The following is a 20,420-nucleotide window of genomic DNA, read 5'->3' on the forward strand; positions in this document are numbered from 1 at the left end:
GATGGGGCCGCGCAGTGCAAAAGCGCGCAAACCCGGGGAATCAGGCGCTAATTTCATGGACACCTGATGTGCCGCAAGGTTCAGGGCTCTACGGGCGGCCGTCCCCGCAGGCGTCGGCCCAGGCGGCGGAATTTTTGTTCCAGGTCGTCCACCCCGGTGAACACGGCGGGAATCACCAGCAGGCTCAGGAAGGTGGAGGTGATCAGGCCCCCAATCACCGCCACCGCCATGGGCGAGCGAAAGCTCGGGTCGGCCGTGCCAATGCCCAGGGCGATAGGCAGCATGCCCGCGCCCATGGCCAGCGTGGTCATGATGATGGGCCGGGCGCGCTTATGGCAGGCGTCCATGAGCGCCTCGAACCGCGTGAGCCCGTGCTCGCGCCGCGCCAGGATGGCGTACTCGACCAGCAGGATGGAGTTCTTGGTGGCAATGCCCATGAGCATGATCAGCCCGATGAGCGAGGGCATCGAGAAGCTCTTTTGCGCAATCAAAAGGCCCACGAACGCGCCGCCCAGCGACAGCGGCAGTGCCGCCAGGATGGTGAACGGGTGCAGGAAGTCCTTGAACAACAGCACCAGCACGATGTAGATGCACAGCACGCCCGTGAGCATGGCCAGGCCAAAGCTGGCGAACAGTTCGCCCATCACCTCGGCATCGCCCACCGTCGCCTGGCGCACGCCCGGGGGCAGGTTGCGCAGCGATGGCAAGGCCTCCACGGCTTGCGTGACATCACCCAGGGGCTGGCCTGACAGTTCGATTTCGAAGTTGACGTTGCGCGCGCGGTCGTAGCGGTCCACCACGGCGGGGCCGCCGCTGAATTCAAGCTGCGCCACCTGGCCCAGCATGACCGGGCCCTTGCTGCCCGGCACGGTCAGGCGTTCGAGCAGCGCCAGATCCTGGCGGGCGCCGTCCTGCAGCTTGACCACAATGGGAATCTGCCGCGATGCGAGGTTGAGCTTGGGCAGCGCCACATCGTAGTCGCCCACGGTGGCGATGCGCAGGGTCTCTGCGATGGCGCTGCTGGTGACGCCCAGGTCGGCGGCGCGGGCAAAGTCGGGGCGCACGGCGATCTCCGAGCGCACCAGGCTGGCCGTGGACGAGATGCTGCCCAGGCCGGGGATGGTGCGCAGGTCTTTTTCGACGGCCAGGGCGGCGCTGGTCAGGGTTTGGGGGTCATCGCCGGTGAGCACCAGGATGTATTTTTCGCCCGAACCGCCCAGGCCGACCTTGTAGCGCACGCCAGGCAAGGTCTCCAGTGCTGTGCGGATGTTCTGTTCGATGCCCTGCTTGCGGGGCCGCACGCCGCGTTCGGCCAATCGGATGGTGAGCGTGGCCTTGCGCGTTTCGGCCGAGCCGCTGGGCGCGAACGGGTCGCCGCCGGCCGAGCCGCCGCCGATGGTGGTGTAGATGCTTTGGATGTGTGCCACCTGCATGAGGCGCTGGCGTGCATCTTCGGAGACGGCGCGTGTCTGTGCCAGCGTGGCGCCGGGGGGCAGCTCCAGGTACACCTGGGTTTGCGAGTTGTCGTCGGGCGGAATAAAACCCTTGGGCAGCAGCGGAATGAGGGCCAGCGAGCCGATGAAGAAGGCCAGCGTGGCCCCGTAGGTGAGCCAGCGGTGGCGCACGCACCACGAGGCCCAGCGCAGGTACACGCCCATCCAGCGCGGGTCTTTGTGTTCGCCCACGATGGGCTTGAGGATGTAGGCCGCCATCATGGGTGTGAGCACGCGCGCCACCACCAGGCTGGCAAACACGGCGAGCGCGGCTGTCCAGCCGAACTGCTTGAAGAACTTGCCTGCGATCCCGCTCATGAAGGCGGTGGGCAGAAACACCGCGATCAGCGTGAAGGTGGTGGCAACCACGGCCAGGCCGATCTCATCGGCCGCTTCCATGGCGGCCTGGTAGGGCGACTTGCCCATGCGCAGGTGGCGCACGATGTTCTCCACCTCGACGATGGCGTCGTCCACCAGAATGCCCACCACCAGTGACAGCGCCAGCAAAGTGATCACGTTGATGGAGAAGCCCAGCAGGTACATGCCGATGAAGGCTGGAATGACCGACAGCGGCAGCGCCACCGCTGAGACAAAGGTGGCGCGCCAGTCGCGCAGAAACAGCCACACCACCAGCACCGCCAGCAGCGCACCTTCGTAGAGCAGGTGCATGGAGCCGTCGTATTCCTCCTGCACCGGGGTGACGAAGTTGAAGGCCTCGGTGATCTCCAGGCCCGGGTGCTGTGCGCGCAGCTCCAGCAGCGCGGCCTGTACGGCGGCGCCCACTTCCACCTCGCTGGCGCCCTTGCTGCGGGCCACCTCGAAACCCACCACCGGCTTGCCGTCGAGCAGCGCCAGGGCACGAGGTTCGGCAATGGTATCGGTGATGGTGGCCACCTGGTCCAGGCGCAAGCGCCGCCCGTCGGACAGGGGCAGTGACAGGCTGGCCAGCTCCTGCGCCGACTGCACCGTGGCCAGGGTGCGCACGGGTTGCTCGCTGCCGCCCAGGTCGGTGCGCCCGCCGGCGCTTTCCTGCTGTACCTGGCGCAATTGGCGCGAAATGTCGGCCGCCGTGGCCGACAGCGCCTGCAGGCGCAGCGGGTCCAGGGCCACATGCACCTGCCGGTCCACGCCGCCCACGCGGCTGACTGCGCCCACGCCGCGCACGGTCAGCAGCTTCTTCGCCACGTCGTTATCGACGAACCAGGACAGGGCCTCGTCGCCCATGCGCGGCGATGCGATGGTGAAGGCCAGCACCGGCTGGGCTGCCAGGTCCATCTTGGTCACGATGGGGTCGCGCACGTCGCCCGGCAGGTCGCCGCGCACGCGCGCCACGGCCGAGCGCACGTCGTCCAGCGCCTCTTGCGTGGGTTTTTCCAGGCGGAACTCGGCAGTGATGGTGGCGCCGCCGTCCTGCACCTTGGTGTAGATGTGCTTGAGACCCTGCAGCGTGGCGATGCTGTTCTCGATCTTGCGCGCCACATCGTTCTCCAACTGCGCGGGCGCTGCCCCGGGCAGCGCCACGGTGACGGAGATGGTGGGCAAGTCGATGTCGGGAAAGTTCTGCACCTTCATGGCGTTGAAGGACAGCAGGCCGCCAAAGGTCAGCAGCACAAACAGCATCAGCGCCGGGATGGGGTTCTTGATCGACCAGGTTGAAACATTCATGGAGAATGCTCCTCAAATAAGAGCTGCTTGCGCTTTGCTGGTAAGCGCTAGAGCCCTATTTTCTTTAAATTTTTCAAGACCGGATGTGGCCGCAGGCGCAGGGGACACGCGCACCAGGTCACCGTCATTGAGGAAACCGGCGCCACGCACCGCGATGGAGGCGTCGGCCTCCAGACCCGAAAGAATCTCCACCCGGTCGGCGATACGGCGGCCGGTTTGCACCTTGCGTTGTTGCACGCGCTGCTGTGGCCCCAGCACGAAGACGTAGGAGAAGCCGTCGCGCACCACCAGGGCTTCCTGGGGGATGGTGAGCGCATCGGTGCTGCCCAGCGCAAATTCGCCGCGGGCAAACATGCCGGCGCGGAAATCCGTTTTGGCAGGCAGGTCCACATAGACCAGCGCATTGCGCGTCTGCGGGTCCACGGTGGGCGCCACCATGCGCACCGTGCCTTCGGTCGTTGCGCCGCTGGCCCCCGTGACGCGCGCTTTGGTTCCGGGCTGGATGCGCGCCAGCTCGTTGGAGGTCACTTCGGCACGCCATTCCAGGCGGCCCTGGCGCACCATGCGGAACAACTCGGTGCCCGCGCCCACGACTGCTCCTACGGTGGCAGTGCGGGCCGAGATGACGCCACTGTCGGGTGCGCGCACCTGGGTGTGCTGCAGGCGCAGTTGCTGCGTCTGCAGCAGGGCGCGCGCAGCTTCTACGCGGGCCTGGGCGGTTTGGCCGGCCGTGGTGAATTGCTGGATCTGCTGCTGGCTCAGTGCGCCCGTGGCCTGCAGCGACCGGGCGCGTTCGGCATTGGCGGCGGCTTCAGCGGCCACGGCCTGGGCTTCGAGCAGGCTGGCGCGCGCCTGGGCGAGCTCGGCCTGCACGACCTCGGGCGAGAAGCGGGCGAGCACCTGGCCCGCCTTGACCACGTCGCCCACGTTCACCAGCACCGCATCCAGGCGCAGGCCATTGCTCTGGGCGCCAATGCTGGCTTCCTGCCATGCGGCCACGTTGCCATTGGCGGCCAGGCGCAGCGGCACGGCGCCGCGCTGGGGTTGCGCAGTGCTGACCGTGAGCGCCGGGCGCGCTGCGGTCGCGGGGGCCTCGTCGGCAGCGCGCGATGTGCCGGTGTACAGCAGTGCAGCGGTGCAGCCCAGAACGAGGACGGCTGCCAGGGCCAGGGAGGCGGGAAACGGTTTCAGTGCGGGCATGGAAAAGCTCCGGTCATCCAGGGGTGAAATCAGGGTGGTCAGTGCATGCTGGCGCTGGCAGCGTGTGCGGTGGGGCCGTCCCAGCCACCGCCCGCAGCGCGGTACATCGCAATCCAGGCCAGCTGGCGCTCGTGCTGCAGGGCGAGCAGCGCGCTTTCTGCGGCCAGGGCCGTACGGCGTGCGTCTTCGAGTTCTACCAGACTGGCCAGGCCCGCACGCCAGCGCGAGGCGGTGGCTTCGAGCGATGTGCGGTAGCCATCGGCCGCCGTGCGTGCGCTGGCGTTGCGCTCTGCGGTAGCTTGCAGGCGCACCAGGGCCTGCTCCACCTCGCTCACCGCCTGGCGCACGCGGGCGTGGTACAGGGCGGCGGCTTCGGTGTAGCGGGCCTGCGCGGCATCGACCTGTGCGGCGCGGCGGCCCCCGTCGAGCAGCGGCACGCTGAGCGCCAGCGGCCCGATGGACCAGGTGCTCAGGTCGGTCGTCACGCCGCCAGTGCGCACCCAGGCTGCGCCCACGGTGCCGCTGAGTGAAAGGCGCGGGTAGCGCTGCGCCTGCGCCTGGTCAATGTCGGCATGGGCGGCGGCCACTTCGCGCTCGGCGTTGTACACGTCCGGGCGCTGGGCCAGTATCTCGGCGGGCACGGTGGCAATGGCAAACAGCCCGTCAGGCGCTGCGGGGGGCGGCGCAGCCTGCAGGCGGTTGCGCAGAGCAGGCTCGTCCCAGCCGGTGAGGGCCGCCAGGGTTTTGGTATCCACATCGCATTGCATGCGTTGCTGCGCTGCACGGGCGGTGCCATCGGCTGCGCTGGCGTGGGCCAGTGCTGCCGTGGCGGGTGCGGTGAAACCGGCACGCTCGCTCAGCGAACTCAAGCGCGCGGTCTCGCGGCGCGAATGGGCGTCGCGCTCGGCCAGCTGCCACTGCGCCAGGCAGGTGCGCAGGCTGCTCATCTGCTGCGCCACCTCGGCTGCCACACTCACGCGGGCCTCATGCCACAGCGCCTGCGCACCGGCCAAGCGCTGGTCGGCCGCAGATTGGGCAGCGGCGTTGGCGCCGAACAGGTCGATCTCCCAGCTCGCCTGCAGCCCCGCCTGGGCCGTGGTGGCGAGGGTGGCCAGTTGCTCGTTGAAACCCCGGCTGGCCTGGGCCTGACCGTCCAGCACAGGGCCCAGTGCCGCACGGCTGGTGGCCTGGCTGGCACGGGCCTGGGCCACGCGTGACTGCGCCTGTGCAATTCCCGGGCTGATGGCCTGGGCTGCGTCGATCAGTTCGACCAGCAGAGGGTCGTTCAGCCGGGTCCACCATTGCGCCAGGGATTTGAGCGACCCTTGGTGTGGCAGGGGTGCCTGCCAGGCGTTCGGCACGGGTGGGGGCGCCAGCGTGGGTGGTGCGGGGGTGGCGCAGGCGGTCAGGGCCAGCGCGGCGCTGGCCGCCAGGCAGCGGAGCAGGGAGGTCATGGGGTGGCTTTCAGTGCGGTGGTGCGGGCCAGCCGGTCCGTTGCTCGGCCCACAGGTGAATCAAGGGGGCTCTGCCTGGAGCGGGATTCAGTGCGCTGGATCGGTAAAAACGCTGTTCCACAAGGCCAGCACGGCAGCACGTTCGGTCTCCAACTCGGACAGGGGGAACTGGGTCGGTGCTTCGTCCAGTCGGGCGCGGTGTTGCACGCGGCGCAGTTCGCGGTAGGCGCTGGCCGCCGCCTGACCCACGCCAGGAGGCAGCAGGCCCGCGGCTTCGGCGCGCTGCAGCAGGGCGATATTACCCAGGTTTTCCACCAGCTCCGGGTGCGCGCCCGACTGCGAGAGCACCAGGTACTGCAGGGCAAATTCAGCATCGACCATGCCGCCGGGGCTGTGCTTGATGTCGAACTGGCCTGTTGCTGCCGGGTGGGCGGCGCGCACTCGCTCGCGCATGGACTGGATTTCCAGGCGCAGCGCCACCGGGTCACGCGGGGCGGTGATGACGGCCTCGCGCACGGCATCGAAACGTGCACGCAGGGAGGTTGCCGTGGTGGCACTCTGCGCACTGGGGGTTGGTTCGCGGCTGTCTAGCACGAAGCGCGCCCGCGTCATGGCCTGGTGTTCCCAGGTCCAGGCGGTGTTGCTGCCGCGCTGCTGCTGGTAGTTGGCGTAGGCCTCGAAGCTGGTGACCAGCAGGCCCGAGTTGCCGTTGGGGCGGAGCTGGGTGTCGATCTCGAACAGGTCGCCTTCGCCCGTTTTGACGGTGAGCCAGTTGATGAGCTTGCGCACGAAAGCCGCGTAGATCTCGGGGGCGCGCTCGTCGTCGTCGTCGAATACGAACACGATGTCCAGGTCGCTGCCGTAGCCCAGCTCTTTGCCGCCGAGCTTGCCGTAGGCAATGATGCCGAACTGCGGTGTTTCGCGGTGCCGGTTGCGCAGGCGGCTCCAGCACCACTGCGCGGTGACACGCAGCACGCTGTCGGCCAGCGCGCTCAGGTCGTCGGCCACCTGTTCGACGGTGATGCGGCCCTCCACATCGCGGGCCAGGGTGCGAAAGGTCTCGGCGTGGTGGGCCCGGCGCAGCAAATTGAGCAGGGTTTCGTCGTCATCTTCCTGGGTGGAGCGCAGTGAGGACAGGCGCAGGGCAAGGTCGCGCTCAAAGTCAGCGGCGACAAAGCGCTCGGACAGCAATGGGCTGCCCGCGAGTTCATCGATCACACCCGGGTGCTGCAGCAGGTAGCGAGCGGGCCAGCGGGCAGCGCCGAGCAGGTGCAAAAGTTGTTCGTGCACCGCAGGGCGTTCGAGCAGCAGTGACAGATAGCTTTCGCGGCGCAGCAGCGGCTCAAGCCAGTTCACCAGGCGTACCGCGGCTTCTTCGCTGGCGCGGCCTTCCTTCACCCATTGCGCCGTGCGTTGCACCAGGCGCAACAGGCGCAAGCGGGCTTCGTCCCGCAGGGCGATCACGCGCGGGTGGGTGCGCCACTCGGCGACACGCTCGCGCAAGGTTTCGGGGAGCTGTTCGAGCAAGGCTTCCAGGTCCGGAGGGGTGGCGCCTCCCTTCTTGCCGCAGCCTCCGCTGTGGCATTGCTTTTTCTCGTTGCCGCCGAGCAGGGTGTCGAACTCCTGGGCCACCAGTTCGCGGTGAGTGTCAAGCTGGCAGAGAAAACTGCAACAGTCGGGGTAGCCCATGGTCTGGGCGATCCAGGCCAGGTCGTCGTCGCGCGTGGGCAGGATATGGGTTTGCTGGTCGTCCAGGTACTGGATGCGGTGCTCTACGCGCCGCAAAAAGGTGTAGGCCTGGGCCAGCGCGGCGGCCGTCTCCCGGGGCATCAGCCCGGCGTTGACCAGCCGATCCAGGGCATCCAGGGTGGGGCGGCGGCGCAGCTCCGGGAATTGCCCGCCGCGCACCACTTGCAGCAGCTGCACGGTGAATTCGATCTCACGGATGCCCCCGCGCGAGAGTTTGACGTCGTTGGCGCGCTCGGGGTGGCCCGCGCTGCGCTTGGCGGCATGGTCGCGAATCTGCCGGTGCAGGGCGCGCAGGGCATCGAAAACGCTGTAGTCGAGGTAACGCCGGAACACAAAGGGCAGCACCACACCGCGCAGAGCCTGCACCGCCGGGCTGCCAATGCAGGCGCGCGGCGCCACGACACGGCTCTTGAGCCAGGCAAAGCGCTCCCATTCCCGCCCCTGCACCTGCAGGTATTCCTCCAGCGCGGCCAGCGATACCGCCGGAGGACCCGAGTTGCCGTTGGGGCGCAGCGCCAGGTCCATGCGGAACACGTTGCCGTGCTCGGTTGTGTCCCCGACGGTGCTGTAGATGATCCGCACCGCACGGGCAAAGTATTCGTGGTTGGAAATGCGCCCGCGCCCGTCGAGGGTGCCGCTGGTTTCGCCTTCGTTCTCGTAGACGTAAATGAGGTCGATGTCGCTCGACACGTTGAGTTCGCGCGCACCGAGCTTGCCCATGCCGATGATCCACAGTTCCACGGGCTGTCCGTCGGGCCCGCAGGGCGCGCCATGGCGGGTGTCGAGTTCCTCGCGGGCCCGCACGCATGCCTGGTCCAGGGCCAGTTCGGCCAGTTCAGTCACGGCGCGGGTGATGTCTTCGAGGGGGGCCTGGGCCTCGCAATCCAGACGCACCAGTCGCTCCATGACGATCTGGCGCAGGATGCGCAGGGCCGCCGGCAGCTCGTGGCCGCTTGCGCGCAAGGCCTGCAGCGTCTCTTGCATGCTGGTGAGCACGGGGGGGCCTGGGGGCAGCAGCGGCAGTTCGGCGCTGTAGCGGCGGTGCAGTCGCTGGAAGAAACGTGAATGGGCCGCCAGGCCGGGGGAGGTGCTGTCAGTCAGATCTGTGTGCATGGCCAGTGCGGCAGGCATCGCCGCATCTCATAGAACCCTGGGTTGCTTCGAACCCGTGCCATGGCCCCGGGTCATAATTCCTGCATCATCTTTGCCCGCCATGAACGAACCCTCCAACCACCCCACGCGCCTGCTGAAATTTATGGCAGTTTTTGCACGGTGGTCGCTGGGTTTGCTGCTGGCGGCGGGTCTGGTGCTCTCGCTGGCGTGGGGGGCGATCCACGGTTGGATTGTGCCGCGAATCGGCGAGTACCGTGCGCAGATCCAGACGCAGGCCAGCCTGGCTTTAGGGGTACCCGTGCGGGTGGGTGCCATTTCGGCGCGCACCGAGGGCTTGATACCCACCATTGAGCTGGAAAACGTCGCTCTGCTGGACGCCGAGGGCCGCGAGGCCCTGCGACTGCCCCGCGTGGTTGTTGCGGTGTCGCCGCGCTCGCTCTGGAACTTCGGGTTCGAGCAGCTGTATATCGAACGCCCGGAACTGGATGTGCGCCGCACGGCCGACGGTCGCATTTTGTTGGCCGGGCTGGAGTTGTCGAACAGCAATCCGGACGATGGCGGTGCCGCGGCCGACTGGCTCTTTGCCCAGCCCGAACTGTTGATCCGCGGCGGCACGCTGCGCTGGACGGACGAGTTGCGCGGTGCGCCAGAGCTGGCGTTGGGCGATGTGGACATCGTGGCGCGCAATGGCAACTGGCGCCACAGCCTGCGCATTGACGCCACGCCGCCCGAGGCCTGGGGTGACCGCTTCTCCGTGGTTGGCCTGTTCCGCCAGCCACTGCTCACCACGCACGGCGGGCGCTGGCAGGAGTGGAGCGGGCAGCTGTATGCCCATTTTGCGCGGGTGGATGTTTCGCGCTTGCGCCACCACGCGGACATCGGCATCACCGTCAGCCAGGGGCGCGGTGCGGTGCGCAGCTGGGTCGATGTGGAGCGTGGCCAGTTGGTGGGGGGCGCGGCCGATGTGGCGCTGGCCGATGTCAACGCCACGCTGGGCGAAGGGCTGCAACCGCTGGTGCTGCCCATGGTGCAGGGTCGTGTGGGCGGGCGCAATCTTCCGGGCGGGGTGGAGTTTTTCACGCAGAAGCTGCAGTTCACCACCGAGGACGGTCTGCGCTGGCCGGGGGGCAATTTACGGGTGCGGCACAGCGTCGCACGCAAGGGACAAAAAGCGCAGGGAGAATTTCAGGCGGATTTGCTGGACCTGGCGGCGCTGGCGCGCATCGCCGACCGCGTGCCGCTGGGCGATACCGTGCACAAGGCGCTGCGCACCTATGCGCCCCAGGGGCTGGTGGAGTCGGTGAACGCCCAATGGCAGGGTGACCCGACCGCACCGCAGACCTACCAGGCGCGCGGCCGGGTGTCGGGGCTGGCGCTGGCAGGGGCTCTGGACGCAGCGGTCAAAGGCCAGGCGCCCGCGATCGGCGTGCGCGGTGCCACGGTGGACTTCGATCTGACGCAGCAAGGCGGCAAGGCCAAGCTGGTGGTGGCCGATGGCGCGCTGGTGTTGCCCGGGGTGTTTGAAGAGCCGGTGGTGCCGCTGGACCGCCTGAGCAGCGCCGTGGCCTGGCAGATCGACGGTGAGCGCCTTGCCGTGCAGGTGACCGATACCCGGTTTGCCAATGCCGATGCGCAGGGCGAGGCGCGAGCCACCTGGCACACGAGCGATCCGGCGCGCTCTCGCGGGGGGGCGCGCTTTCCGGGGGTGCTGGATTTGAGCGGCACCTTGTCCCGCGCCGACGGCACCCGGGTACACCGCTACCTGCCTTTGGCCATCCCACCCGATGCGCGCCACTATGTGCGCGATGCGGTGGTGGAAGGCAAGGCCAGTGTGGTGAATTTCCGCGTCAAGGGAGATTTGCACGACATGCCGTTCAACGACCCCCGGCACGGCGAATTTCGCATTGCCGCGCGCGTGCAAGACGTGACCTATGCCTTTGTGCCACGCAGCCTGCAGCCTGCGGGTGAGTTGCCCTGGCCCGCGCTCACGCAGCTGTCGGGCGAGCTGGTGTTTGAGCGCTCGTCCATGCAGGTCAAGGGTGCGAGCAGCCGGTTTGCGGGCAGCGCCGGGTTGCAGGCCACCAAGGTGGAGGCGCAGATTCCCGACCTGTCGCACACCGTGGTCGCAGTGAGCGCCGATACCCGGGGCCCTCTGCCAGAGCTGCTGGCGCTCATGGCGTCGTCGCCGCTGGCGGCCATGACGGGCCATGCGCTGGACAAGGCCAGCGGCGCTGGTGCCGCCGACCTGCGCTTGCGCTTGAGCCTGCCCATCAGTGAACTCCACAAGTCGCGGGTGCAGGGCAGCCTGCAACTGGCGGGCAATGAGGTGCGCATCACGCCCGATACCCCTGCGCTGTCACGCGCCCGGGGTACCGTGCAGTTCAGCGAAACCGGGTTCACTCTGTCGGGCGTGCAGGCCCGTGCGCTCGGGGGTGATGTGCGCCTGGAAGGCAGCATGCGCGCGCTGCCTGCTGGGGCGTCGCCGTCCGAAGCACTCTTGCAGCTGCGCGCCCAGGGCACGGCATCGGCCGAGGGCTTGCGCCAGGCTCCGGAACTGGGCCTTCTGGCCCAGCTGGCCCGCAAGGCCACGGGCAGTGCGCCTTATACCTTTCAGTTTGCGCTGCGCCGGGGGGTGCCAGAGTTGCAGGTGAGCAGTACCCTGCAGGGCCTGGCCCTGGCCCTGCCGGCGCCCCTGGGCAAGCCTGCGGACAGCGCCATGCCGGTGCGCTTCGAGAACCAGCTCACGCGCGAATCTCTGGCGCCGGGCGCGGTGGCCGCGCGGACTGCGCCTTTGCAAGACAGCCTTGTGCTGGAAATGGGCGCAGTGGGATCTGTCAGCTATGTGCGCGACCTGGCCGGTGCTTCTCCGCGCGTGCTGCGCGGCGCCATCGCCATAGGGCTGGCACCCCAAGAATCGGCCCCCATGCCCGAGCGGGGGGTGGTGGCCAACGTTCGCCTGGGTGATTTTGATGTCGATCTGTGGCAATCCCTGCTGACAGGCACGCCAACCCAGGGAACGGCTGCGCCAGTGTCTTCGGCATTGCCGGACTACCTGCCCACTGTACTGGCGGCGCGGGCGCGGGCGCTGACGGTGCAGGGCCGTACTTTGCACGATGTACTGGTGGGCGGATCGCGTGACGGATTGCTCTGGCGTGCCAACGTGGATGCGCAGGAACTCAATGGCTATGTCGAGTTCCGCCAGCCCAGCGGGCCCGAGGCCGCCGCCGGGCGTCTGTATGCACGCCTGGCCCGTCTGACCGTGCCGCAAAGCGCAGCCACCCAGGTCGAAGCCTTGCTGGACGCGCAGCCCGGGAGTCTGCCCTCCCTCGACATTGCGGTAGATGATTTCGAGCTGCGCGGGCGCAAGCTCGGGCGTCTGGAGATCGAGGCGCAGAACCGCGTGCTGGATGGATCGCAGCGTGAGTGGCGGCTGGGCAAGTTCAACCTGCTCACCCCCGAGGCGGTGTTTACGGCCAATGGCAACTGGGCTGCGCTCCAGGCCACGGCCGCTGCGCCCCCGGAGGCGCAGCGGCGCACGGTGCTCAATTTTCGTCTCGACATCCAGGATTCGGGCACATTGCTCGGGCGTTTTGGCATGGCCGATGTGGTGCGCCGTGGCAAAGGGCGCATGGAGGGGCAGGTGGCCTGGCGCGGTGCGCCCATCAATCCTGACTATGCCTCGATGACGGGGCAGATCAATCTCAACATTGAAGCGGGGCAGTTTCTCAAGGCCGACCCGGGCCTGGCCAAGCTGCTGGGTGTGCTCAGCCTGCAATCGTTGCCGCGGCGACTCACACTGGATTTCCGCGATGTCTTCAGCGAAGGCTTTGCTTTCGATTTCGTGCGCGGCGACTTGCGTATCGAGCAGGGCGTTGCCACCACCAACAATCTGCAGATGAAGGGCGTGAATGCCGCGGTGCTGATGGAAGGCCGAGCCGACATCGCCCGCGAAACCCAGGAATTGCACGTGGTGGTGGTGCCCGAGATCAATGCCATGACAGCCTCTCTCGTGGCCACAGCCATCAACCCCGTGATCGGCCTGGGAAGTTTCTTGGCCCAGGTCTTCCTGCGCGGTCCGCTCATCGAGGCTGCCACGCAGGAGTTTCGCGTGGATGGCACTTGGGCTGACCCGCAGGTGACCCGCATCCCCCGCCGCAGCCGCGCCGCCACAGTCGCGCCAGCAGCAGCAGCAGCACCTGCGGCGGCGGCCAGTGCGCCGCAATCAGCACCGGCCCGCGCACCCCAACTCCCAGGAGACCCCCCATGAAAGTCGCTGCCCTGCAAATGGTCTCCGGCCCCCGGCGGGACGACAATTTGAATACGGCCCGGCAATTGCTGGAACAGGCCGCTGCGTCCGGTGTTGAACTGGCCGTGTTGCCCGAATACTTTTGCGCCGTGGGCGCGCGCGACACCGACAAGCTGGCGCTGCGCGAAACCCCGGGCCAGGGCGCGGTGCAGGCCTTCCTGGCGCAGGCTGCGCGCGAGCTGGGTTTGTGGATCGTGGGCGGCACGTTGCCCATGGCCTGCGCCGCCCCGCACAAGGTGCGCAATACGGTGCTGGTTTATTCGCCCCAGGGTGATTGTGTGGCGCGCTACGACAAGATCCATTTGTTTCGCTATGACAACGGGCAGGAACATTACGACGAAGGCAGCGTTATCGAGGCCGGAGACACGCCCGTGCAATTCCATCTGCGCAGCCGCAGCGGGCGCACCTGGTGCGTGGGCCTGAGCGTGTGCTACGACCTGCGTTTTCCCGAGCTGTACCGCCAGCATGCGCAGGCCGGTGCCGACCTGTTGCTTGTTCCCAGTGCCTTCACTGTCAGTACTGGCCAGGCGCATTGGGAGTTGCTGCTGCGCGCCCGCGCGGTCGAAAACCAGGCTTATGTGCTGGCCCCGGCCCAGGGAGGACCGCACGAGACCGGGCGGCGCACCTGGGGCCACAGCATGTTGGTAGACCCTTGGGGCGAGGTGCTGGGTGTGCTGCCGCAGGGGGAGGGCATAGTGGACGGTTGGCTCGATGCGCAGCGCCTGCAACAAGTGCGCACGCAGTTGCCGGCGCTGACCCATCGCGTGCTGTGAGCCCTTGCGTCAAGTGCGTGGGGGCCGTCAACGTTGGCTGAAAAAAAATGCAGCCCCGGGCGTTGGCGTCGGGGCTGCATTGTGGTGGTTTCAGCGGCACGTGGCCACTGGCGCTGATTTAACGCGGGCGTTCGCCGACAAAAATTTCCACGCGGCGGTTGCGTGCGCGCCCTTCAGCCGTGTTGTTGGAAGCGATGGGCTGGTACGAGCCGCGGCCTTCAATCTCGATGCGCGAACCGCTCACGCCGCGTGCGGTGAGGTAGTTGCGTGTGCTCGTGGCGCGGTCGACCGACAATGGGTTGTTGATGGCGTCGCTGCCGGTGCTGTCGGTGTGCCCGACGATTTGCACATCGGTGTTCTGGTTGTCGCGCAGGCTGGCGGCAAAGCGGTCCAGCACCGGGGCAAAGTTGCCCTTGATTTCGGCGCGGCCAGTGTCGAACGAGATATCACTGGGGATGTCCAGCTTGAGCTGGTTGTCTGCCGTCTGCGTCACGCCAATACCGGTGCCCTGCGTCGCTTGTTCCATCTCGCGCTTTTGTCTTTCCATGTTCTGTGACCAGATGTAGGTGCCCAGCGCACCCACGCCCGCGCCGACCACGGCACCCGTACCCGCGTGGCCACCGGTGGCGGAGCCAATCACCGCGCCGGCCAGCGCGCCGATGCCTGCGCCGGTGGCGGTGCGTCGCTGGGTGTCGGTCATGTCCATGTTGGCGCAGCCAGAAATCAGCAGTGCCGCAGCTGCAGCACCCAGAACGAGGTGTTTACGCATCAAAATACTCCTTGAGAATGGGCGGTCAGTGCAACCGGGTAGCCCCTGAATCGCGTCTGGACTCTTGCACTGGATTGTCTGTAAGGGATGGCCTGCCCCGTATCGGTGGACAAGACAAAGCCTTGTAGGACAGCGCCGCAAGCAGGGCCCTCCCGCCGGGGGGTTACGGGGGCGGTTGCGTTGTCTCGTCGTCCTGGGGGGGCTTGATTTCGCCACCCTTGCGCCCCGAAAACATGGTCCACCAGACGATCAGCACCAACGCCGCCAACGCCAACAGCGCTTCAAGCAAAATCAGACCCATGAAATTCGCACTCCTACGCTTTGCCGCAACAGCCTTGATTGTAGGAACGCTGGCTGCCTGTTCCACGCCACCGGCCCCAATGCCGGGCGATATGGGCAGTGCACCCCGGCCCACAGTCCCCGCAGGTACGGCCTGGCCCGGCGATACCGGCCCGCTGCCGCCGCCTTTGGCGCAGCCCAAAAGCCGCTGGATACCGGTGCGCTGGGCAGAGTTGCCCGGGTTTTCCGAGGACGCGCTGCACGAGGCCTGGAACGCCTGGATCAAGGGTTGCGAGCGGCCCGCACCACCGTTCACCGCCTTGTGCGGTGACGTGCGCCGGCTCAGTATCGCGACGCCCGACGAGCAGCGCGCCTGGATGGTGACGCGTCTGCAGCCCTACCGGGTCGAGGCTTTCGATGGCAGTGCAGACGGCCTGCTCACCGCGTACTACGAACCTCTGATCGACGCCGCACGCCAGCCCGGCAACGGCTTTGCCGTGCCGCTGTACCGGCTGCCTGCCAGCTATGGTGCGCGCAAGCCCTGGTACACGCGCCAGCAAATCGACACCCTGCCCGAGGTCCAGGCGGCGTTGGCGGGTCGGGCCATTGCCTGGTTGAACGATCCGGTGGACGCCATGGTGTTGCATATCCAGGGTTCGGGCCGCCTGCGCATCACCGAAGCCGATGGCTCGGTGCGCCTGGTGCGCGTGGCCTTTGCGGGGACCAACGATCAGCCGTACCAGAGCGTGGGCCGCTGGCTGCTGGACCAGGGCCTCACGCGCGACGCGACCTGGCCGGGCATCAAGGCCTGGATCGCCGCCAACCCGCAGCGGGTGAACGAGCTGCTGTGGAGCAACCCGCGCTATGTGTTTTTTAAGGAGGAACCGCTGGACGCGCTGGATGCCGGTTTTGGCCCGCGTGGTGCGCAGGGCGTGGCGCTGACGCCGGGCCGATCCATCGCGGTGGACCGTCTGAGCATTCCGTATGGCACGCCAGTGTGGCTGGCTTCGAGCGGCCCGCAGGTGCAATTGAACCGGCTGGTGCTGGCGCAGGACACGGGTAGCGCCATCCTGGGGGCGGTACGGGCCGACTACTTCACCGGCTGGGGCACTGAGGCGGGCGAACTCGCCGGGCGCCTCAAACAAGGTCTGCGGCTGTGGGCGCTCTGGCCACGGTAGTTTGAGTAAAAATGGCCTCTAACGCTTATGCAGTAAGCGTGAACAGCTATTAAAAAGAGAGTTTTCAGGTTGCTGCTTTGGTCAGGTGGGTGAGCGGCAACGCGCTGCTGGCCTTCACCTCGCCCAGCGAAAAGCTGGTGTGCATGTCTTTCACATTCGGCAGGTGCAAAAGTACGTCGCGCGCAAACTGCGAAAAGCTGTCGAGGTCGCGCGCCACCACCTGCAGCTCGAACGTGCCCGTGCCACTGATGTAGTGGCAGGACACCACCTCGGGGATCTGGCGGATCGCGTCTTCCATCGACCGCGTCAGGCCGCCGGTATTGCGATCCGCGTCCAGGCGCACAAAGGCCAGTACGCCCAGGCCAATCTTGTGGCGGTCGATTTCGGCGCGGTAGCCTTTGATGAAGCCTTCTTCTTCCAGCGCGCGCACGCGGCGCCAGCACGGGGCCGCCGACAGGCCGATACGCTGGGCCAGTTCCGCATTCGTCAGGCGCGCCTCTTTTTGCAGTTCGCCGAGGATGGCAAGGTCGAATTTGTCCAAAGTATTCAATTTATGGCCTTGAAAGGAAAGATTCTTTCTAAGAGTAGCTTGAATGCGGCATAGAACGCAAAGACATATCAGCGCTGGGGACATACACTCCTCTGCACACTAGAGCGGCCTCCCTAACCGGGCGCCAGGACCTGCCCCGCCACCGCCCCACAAGGTGCGGAATACCAAAAATGCCACTGGAGACAACGCCATGAACGCCCCTTTGCCCGAGCACATCCGCAAAGCCCTGGAAACCGTCACGCTCGACGACAACCCGCAACGCGGGTTGCGCCACAACTACGCAGCGAGCGGCGCAGCCGGGCGCAGTGTATTTGGCGTCGAGTGTGCTTGCGAAGGGGGTGCACTGTGAACGCTCCACTGCCTGAACACATCCGCAAAGCCCTGGAAACCGTCACGCTCGACGACAAATACACCCTGGGCGAAGGCCGTGCTTTCATGAGCGGCGTGCAGGCCCTGGTGCGTCTGCCCATGCTGCAGCGCCAGCGCGACGCCGCGGCAGGCCTGAACACGGGCGGTTTCATCAGCGGCTACCGCGGCAGCCCGCTGGGCACCTACGACCAGGCCTTGTGGGCCGCCAAGAAGCACCTGGCCGAGAACCACATCGTCTTCCAGCCCGGCGTGAACGAGGAGCTGGGTGCCACGGCCGTCTGGGGCACGCAGCAGCTCGACCTGTACCCACAAAGCAAAAAGTACGACGGCGTCTTCGGCATCTGGTACGGCAAAGGTCCTGGCGTGGACCGCTGCTCCGACGTGTTCAAGCACGCCAACATGGCCGGCACGGCCAAGCATGGCGGCGTGATCGCCATCGCCGGCGACGACCATATCAGCAAGAGCAGCACGGCGCCACACCAGAGCGACCACATCTTCAAGGCCTGCGGCACGCCGGTGTTCTTCCCGAGCAATGTGCAGGACATCCTCGACATGGGCCTGCACGCCTTCGCCATGAGCCGCTTCTCGGGCGTGTGGTCGGGCATGAAGACCATCCAGGAGGTGGTGGAGTCGTCCAGCAGCATCTCGGTGGACCCCGACCGCGTGCAGATCGTCCTGCCCGAAGACTTCGCCATGCCCCCGGGCGGCCTCCACATCCGCTGGCCCGATGCCCCGCTGGAGCAGGAAGCGCGCCTGATGGATTACAAGTGGTACGCGGCCCTGGCCTACGTGCGTGCCAACAAGCTCAACTACAACGTCATCGAAGGCCCGCATGACCGCTTCGGCATCATCGCCAGCGGCAAGGCCTACAACGACACGCGCCAGGCGCTGGTCGACCTGGGCCTTGATGACGACACCTGCCGCAGCCTGGGCATCCGTGTGCACAAGGTCAACGTGGTGTGGCCGCTCGAAGCCACTATCACGCGCGACTTTGCCCAGGGCCTGCAGGAAATTCTGGTGGTGGAAGAAAAACGCCAGGTCATTGAATACCAGCTCAAGGAAGAGCTGTACAACTGGCGCGCCGATGTGCGTCCCAACGTGTTGGGCAAGTTCGACGAGGCCGAGGGTGAGAACGGCCAGTGTGGCGAATGGTCCATGCCCAACCCCAGCCAGAACTGGTTGCTGCGCGCCAAGGCAGACCTGACGCCCGCCATCATTGCCAAGGCGATTGCCAAGCGGCTGAAGAAGCTGGGCGTGTCCGACGACATCGTGGCCCGGATGGAGTCGCGCATCGCCACCATCGACGCACGCGAGCGCGCCATGACCGAGCTGAAGGCAGACACCGGTGAGCGCGCACCCTGGTTTTGCAGCGGTTGCCCGCACAACACCAGCACCCGCGTACCCGAAGGCTCGCGCGCCGTGGCCGGCATTGGCTGCCACTATATGACGGTGTGGATGGACCGCAGTACCAGCACCTTCACGCAAATGGGCGGCGAGGGTGTGACCTGGGTGGGGCAGGCGCCGTTCACCAAGGACGCGCATGTGTTTGCCAACCTGGGCGATGGCACGTACTTCCATAGCGGCCTGTTGGCAATTCGTCAGAGCATTGCTGCTGGGGTGAACATCACCTACAAAATTTTGTACAACGACGCCGTGGCCATGACCGGTGGCCAGCAGGTGGGCGAGCGGCCTGAGGGGCACTCGGTGCTGCAGATCATGCACAGCGTCAAATCCGAAGGCGCCGTCAAAATCGTCATCGTCACCGACGAGCCGCAGAAATACGCGGGCGTGGCGCTGGCCGACGGTGTCACGGTGCACCACCGCGACGAGCTGGACCGTATCCAGCGCGAACTGCGCGAGATCAAGGGCTGCAGCGTGCTGATCTACGACCAGACCTGCGCCACCGAAAAACGCCGCCGCCGCAAGCGCGGTTTGCTCGCCACGCCCGACAAAACGGTGGTCATCAACGAAGCCGTGTGCGAGGGCTGTGGCGATTGCTCGGTGAAATCAAACTGCCTGAGCGTGGAGCCGGTGGAAACCCCGTTCGGCCGCAAGCGGCGCATCAACCAGAGCACTTGCAACAAGGACTACTCGTGCGTCAACGGTTTTTGCCCCAGCTTTGTCACCATCGAAGGCGGCAAGCTCAAGAAACCCAAAAAGGAGAAGAAGGGAGACCTCTCCAGCCTGCCGCCGCTGCCCGAACCGGTGCTGCCGCAGGCCGACAGCGCCTGGGGTATTGTGGTGGGCGGCGTGGGCGGCACGGGCGTCATCACCATTGGCTCATTGCTGGGCATGGCCGCGCACCTGGACGGCAAGGGTGTGGTCACGCAGGATGCGGGTGGCCTGGCGCAAAAGGGCGGCGCCACCTGGAGCCATATCCAGATCGCCAATACCCCGGATGCGATCTTCACCACCAAGGTAGATACCGCCAAGGCCGACCTGGTGATCGGCTGCGACGCTATCGTGGCGGCCCACAAGTACACCCTGGCCGTCATGCAGCCGGGCCGTACCTTTGTGGCACTCAACACCCATGGCACGCCCACGGCGGCGTTCGTCACCAACCCCGACTGGCAGTTCCCGGGCGGCAATTGCGAGAGTGCTGTGGTGGCCGCTGTGGGCGAGGCCCTGGTGGGGCGCTTTGACGCCGAACAGGTCGCTATGCAGCTGCTGGGCGACAGCATTTACACCAATCCCTTGCTGCTGGGCTTTGCCTGGCAAAAAGGCCGGGTGCCGCTGTCGCTGAGCGCACTGATGCGCGCCATGGAACTCAATGGTGTGCAGGTGGAGAACAACAAGGCCGCCTTTGAATGGGGTCGCCGCTGCGCGCATGATCTGGCGGCGGTGCAGTCTTTGTTCCAGGCAGCGCAGGTGATTGCCTTCGTCAAGAAGCCCACGCTGGCGGAAGTGGTGTCGCAGCGCGTCGAATTCCTTACCGGTTACCAGAGTGCGGCTTACGCAGCGCAATACCAGACCTTTGTCGAAAAGGTGCGGGCCGCCGAGTCGCGGCTGGGCACGGGAACGCGCCTGACCGAAGCCGTGGGCAAGTATCTTTTCAAACTCATGGCGTACAAGGACGAGTACGAAGTGGCGCGCCTGCACACCGACAAGGCGTTCACCGACCGCATTGCCAGCATGTTCGAGGGCGACTACAAGATTGTTCACCACATGGCGCCACCCCTGCTGGCCAAGCGCAATGACAAGGGCGAGTTGGTCAAGCAGTCGTTTGGCCCCTGGATGCGCAAGGCCCTGGGGATGCTGTCACGCCTGAAGGGGCTGCGGGGCAGTGCGCTCGACGTCTTCGGTAAAACCGAAGAGCGCCGCATGGAGCGCGCATTGATCGTGCAGTACCGCGAATGCATTGAGGAGCTGATCGCCGGCTTGGCGCCTGAGCGCCTGAGCCTGGCGGTGGAGATTGCGCAGATTCCCGAACACATCCGGGGCTACGGCCATGTCAAGGAGCGCCACTTGACGACGGCACGCGCCCAATGGGACCGGCTGATGGCCCAATGGCGCAGTCCGGCG

Annotated in this window: 12 protein-coding genes; 5 read left to right on the plus strand and 7 right to left on the minus strand. The window is 66.6% G+C overall.

Going from position 1 to position 20,420, the window contains the following annotated elements; genetic code table 11:
* Positions 1–80 precede the first annotated feature (80 nt).
* The 4 genes from ACYVOC_RS15855 to glnE form a co-directional block, all read right to left on the minus strand.
* Positions 81–3,158: an efflux RND transporter permease subunit gene (locus ACYVOC_RS15855; RefSeq protein ID WP_461162427.1), complete on the minus strand. Its 3,078-nt coding sequence runs from the start codon at positions 3,156–3,158 to the stop codon at positions 81–83.
* Between the two features lie 12 nt (positions 3,159–3,170).
* Positions 3,171–4,358: an efflux RND transporter periplasmic adaptor subunit gene (locus ACYVOC_RS15860; RefSeq protein WP_461162428.1), complete on the minus strand. Its 1,188-nt coding sequence runs from the start codon at positions 4,356–4,358 to the stop codon at positions 3,171–3,173.
* 38 nt (positions 4,359–4,396) lie between these two features.
* The gene (locus tag ACYVOC_RS15865) at positions 4,397–5,812 is read right to left on the minus strand and encodes an efflux transporter outer membrane subunit (protein ID WP_461162429.1); all 1,416 of its coding nucleotides are present in this window, start codon (positions 5,810–5,812) and stop codon (positions 4,397–4,399) included.
* An 87-nt stretch (positions 5,813–5,899) separates the two neighbouring features.
* Positions 5,900–8,674 carry a bifunctional [glutamate--ammonia ligase]-adenylyl-L-tyrosine phosphorylase/[glutamate--ammonia-ligase] adenylyltransferase gene (gene glnE, locus ACYVOC_RS15870; protein ID WP_461162442.1) on the minus strand — a complete coding sequence of 925 codons (2,775 nt, stop codon included), beginning with the start codon at positions 8,672–8,674 and terminating at the stop codon, positions 5,900–5,902.
* A 100-nt stretch (positions 8,675–8,774) separates the two neighbouring features.
* Between glnE and ACYVOC_RS15875 the strand changes: the two genes are divergently transcribed.
* Positions 8,775–12,941, plus strand: a complete 4,167-nt coding sequence (locus tag ACYVOC_RS15875; protein ID WP_461162430.1) for a YhdP family protein — start codon at positions 8,775–8,777, stop codon at positions 12,939–12,941.
* The gene (locus tag ACYVOC_RS15880) at positions 12,938–13,753 is read left to right on the plus strand and encodes a carbon-nitrogen hydrolase family protein (RefSeq protein WP_461162431.1); all 816 of its coding nucleotides are present in this window, start codon (positions 12,938–12,940) and stop codon (positions 13,751–13,753) included. Before ACYVOC_RS15875 ends, ACYVOC_RS15880 begins: the two co-directional genes overlap by 4 nt.
* A 118-nt stretch (positions 13,754–13,871) precedes the next feature.
* Here ACYVOC_RS15880 and ACYVOC_RS15885 read toward each other — a convergent pair whose 3' ends face one another.
* The gene (locus tag ACYVOC_RS15885) at positions 13,872–14,522 is read right to left on the minus strand and encodes an OmpA family protein (protein WP_116005233.1); all 651 of its coding nucleotides are present in this window, start codon (positions 14,520–14,522) and stop codon (positions 13,872–13,874) included.
* Between the two features lie 163 nt (positions 14,523–14,685).
* A complete protein-coding gene (locus tag ACYVOC_RS15890; RefSeq protein WP_165829132.1) occupies positions 14,686–14,823 on the minus strand; it encodes a hypothetical protein in 138 nt (45 codons plus the stop codon).
* On the opposite strand from ACYVOC_RS15890, the gene mltA reads away from it, so the two are divergent.
* The gene (gene mltA / locus ACYVOC_RS15895) at positions 14,756–15,979 is read left to right on the plus strand and encodes a murein transglycosylase A (protein ID WP_461162432.1); all 1,224 of its coding nucleotides are present in this window, start codon (positions 14,756–14,758) and stop codon (positions 15,977–15,979) included. The two genes, ACYVOC_RS15890 and mltA, sit on opposite strands and share 68 nt — an antisense overlap.
* A gap of 64 nt (positions 15,980–16,043) precedes the next feature.
* Here the strand turns inward: mltA and ACYVOC_RS15900 are convergent, their stop codons facing one another.
* Positions 16,044–16,529, minus strand: coding sequence for an Lrp/AsnC family transcriptional regulator (locus ACYVOC_RS15900; RefSeq protein ID WP_116005232.1), 486 nt, complete (start codon positions 16,527–16,529; stop codon positions 16,044–16,046).
* A gap of 190 nt (positions 16,530–16,719) precedes the next feature.
* On the opposite strand from ACYVOC_RS15900, the gene ACYVOC_RS15905 reads away from it, so the two are divergent.
* Both ACYVOC_RS15905 and ACYVOC_RS15910 read left to right on the plus strand, forming a co-directional pair.
* A complete protein-coding gene (locus tag ACYVOC_RS15905) occupies positions 16,720–16,878 on the plus strand; it encodes a hypothetical protein (RefSeq protein WP_158550311.1) in 159 nt (52 codons plus the stop codon).
* Positions 16,875–20,420, plus strand: a 3,546-nt coding sequence (locus tag ACYVOC_RS15910; protein WP_461162433.1) for an indolepyruvate ferredoxin oxidoreductase family protein, incomplete at its 3' end; no start/stop codon positions are given. The genes ACYVOC_RS15905 and ACYVOC_RS15910, both read left to right, overlap by 4 nt.

Source organism: Simplicispira piscis, assembly GCF_054783455.1.

Excerpts from the sequence above, each read along its gene's own strand:
- ACYVOC_RS15855 (WP_461162427.1), bottom strand. The coding sequence starts at position 3,158 with ATGAATGTTTCAACCTGGTCGATCAAGAACCCCATCCCGGCGCTGATG.
- ACYVOC_RS15860 (WP_461162428.1), bottom strand. The coding sequence starts at position 4,358 with ATGCCCGCACTGAAACCGTTTCCCGCCTCCCTGGCCCTGGCAGCCGTC.
- ACYVOC_RS15865 (WP_461162429.1), bottom strand. The coding sequence starts at position 5,812 with ATGACCTCCCTGCTCCGCTGCCTGGCGGCCAGCGCCGCGCTGGCCCTG.
- glnE (WP_461162442.1), bottom strand. The coding sequence starts at position 8,674 with ATGCACACAGATCTGACTGACAGCACCTCCCCCGGCCTGGCGGCCCAT.
- ACYVOC_RS15875 (WP_461162430.1), top strand. The coding sequence starts at position 8,775 with ATGAACGAACCCTCCAACCACCCCACGCGCCTGCTGAAATTTATGGCA.
- ACYVOC_RS15880 (WP_461162431.1), top strand. The coding sequence starts at position 12,938 with ATGAAAGTCGCTGCCCTGCAAATGGTCTCCGGCCCCCGGCGGGACGAC.
- ACYVOC_RS15885 (WP_116005233.1), bottom strand. The coding sequence starts at position 14,522 with ATGCGTAAACACCTCGTTCTGGGTGCTGCAGCTGCGGCACTGCTGATT.
- mltA (WP_461162432.1), top strand. The coding sequence starts at position 14,756 with ATGGTCCACCAGACGATCAGCACCAACGCCGCCAACGCCAACAGCGCT.
- ACYVOC_RS15890 (WP_165829132.1), bottom strand. The coding sequence starts at position 14,823 with ATGGGTCTGATTTTGCTTGAAGCGCTGTTGGCGTTGGCGGCGTTGGTG.
- ACYVOC_RS15905 (WP_158550311.1), top strand. The coding sequence starts at position 16,720 with ATGAACGCCCCTTTGCCCGAGCACATCCGCAAAGCCCTGGAAACCGTC.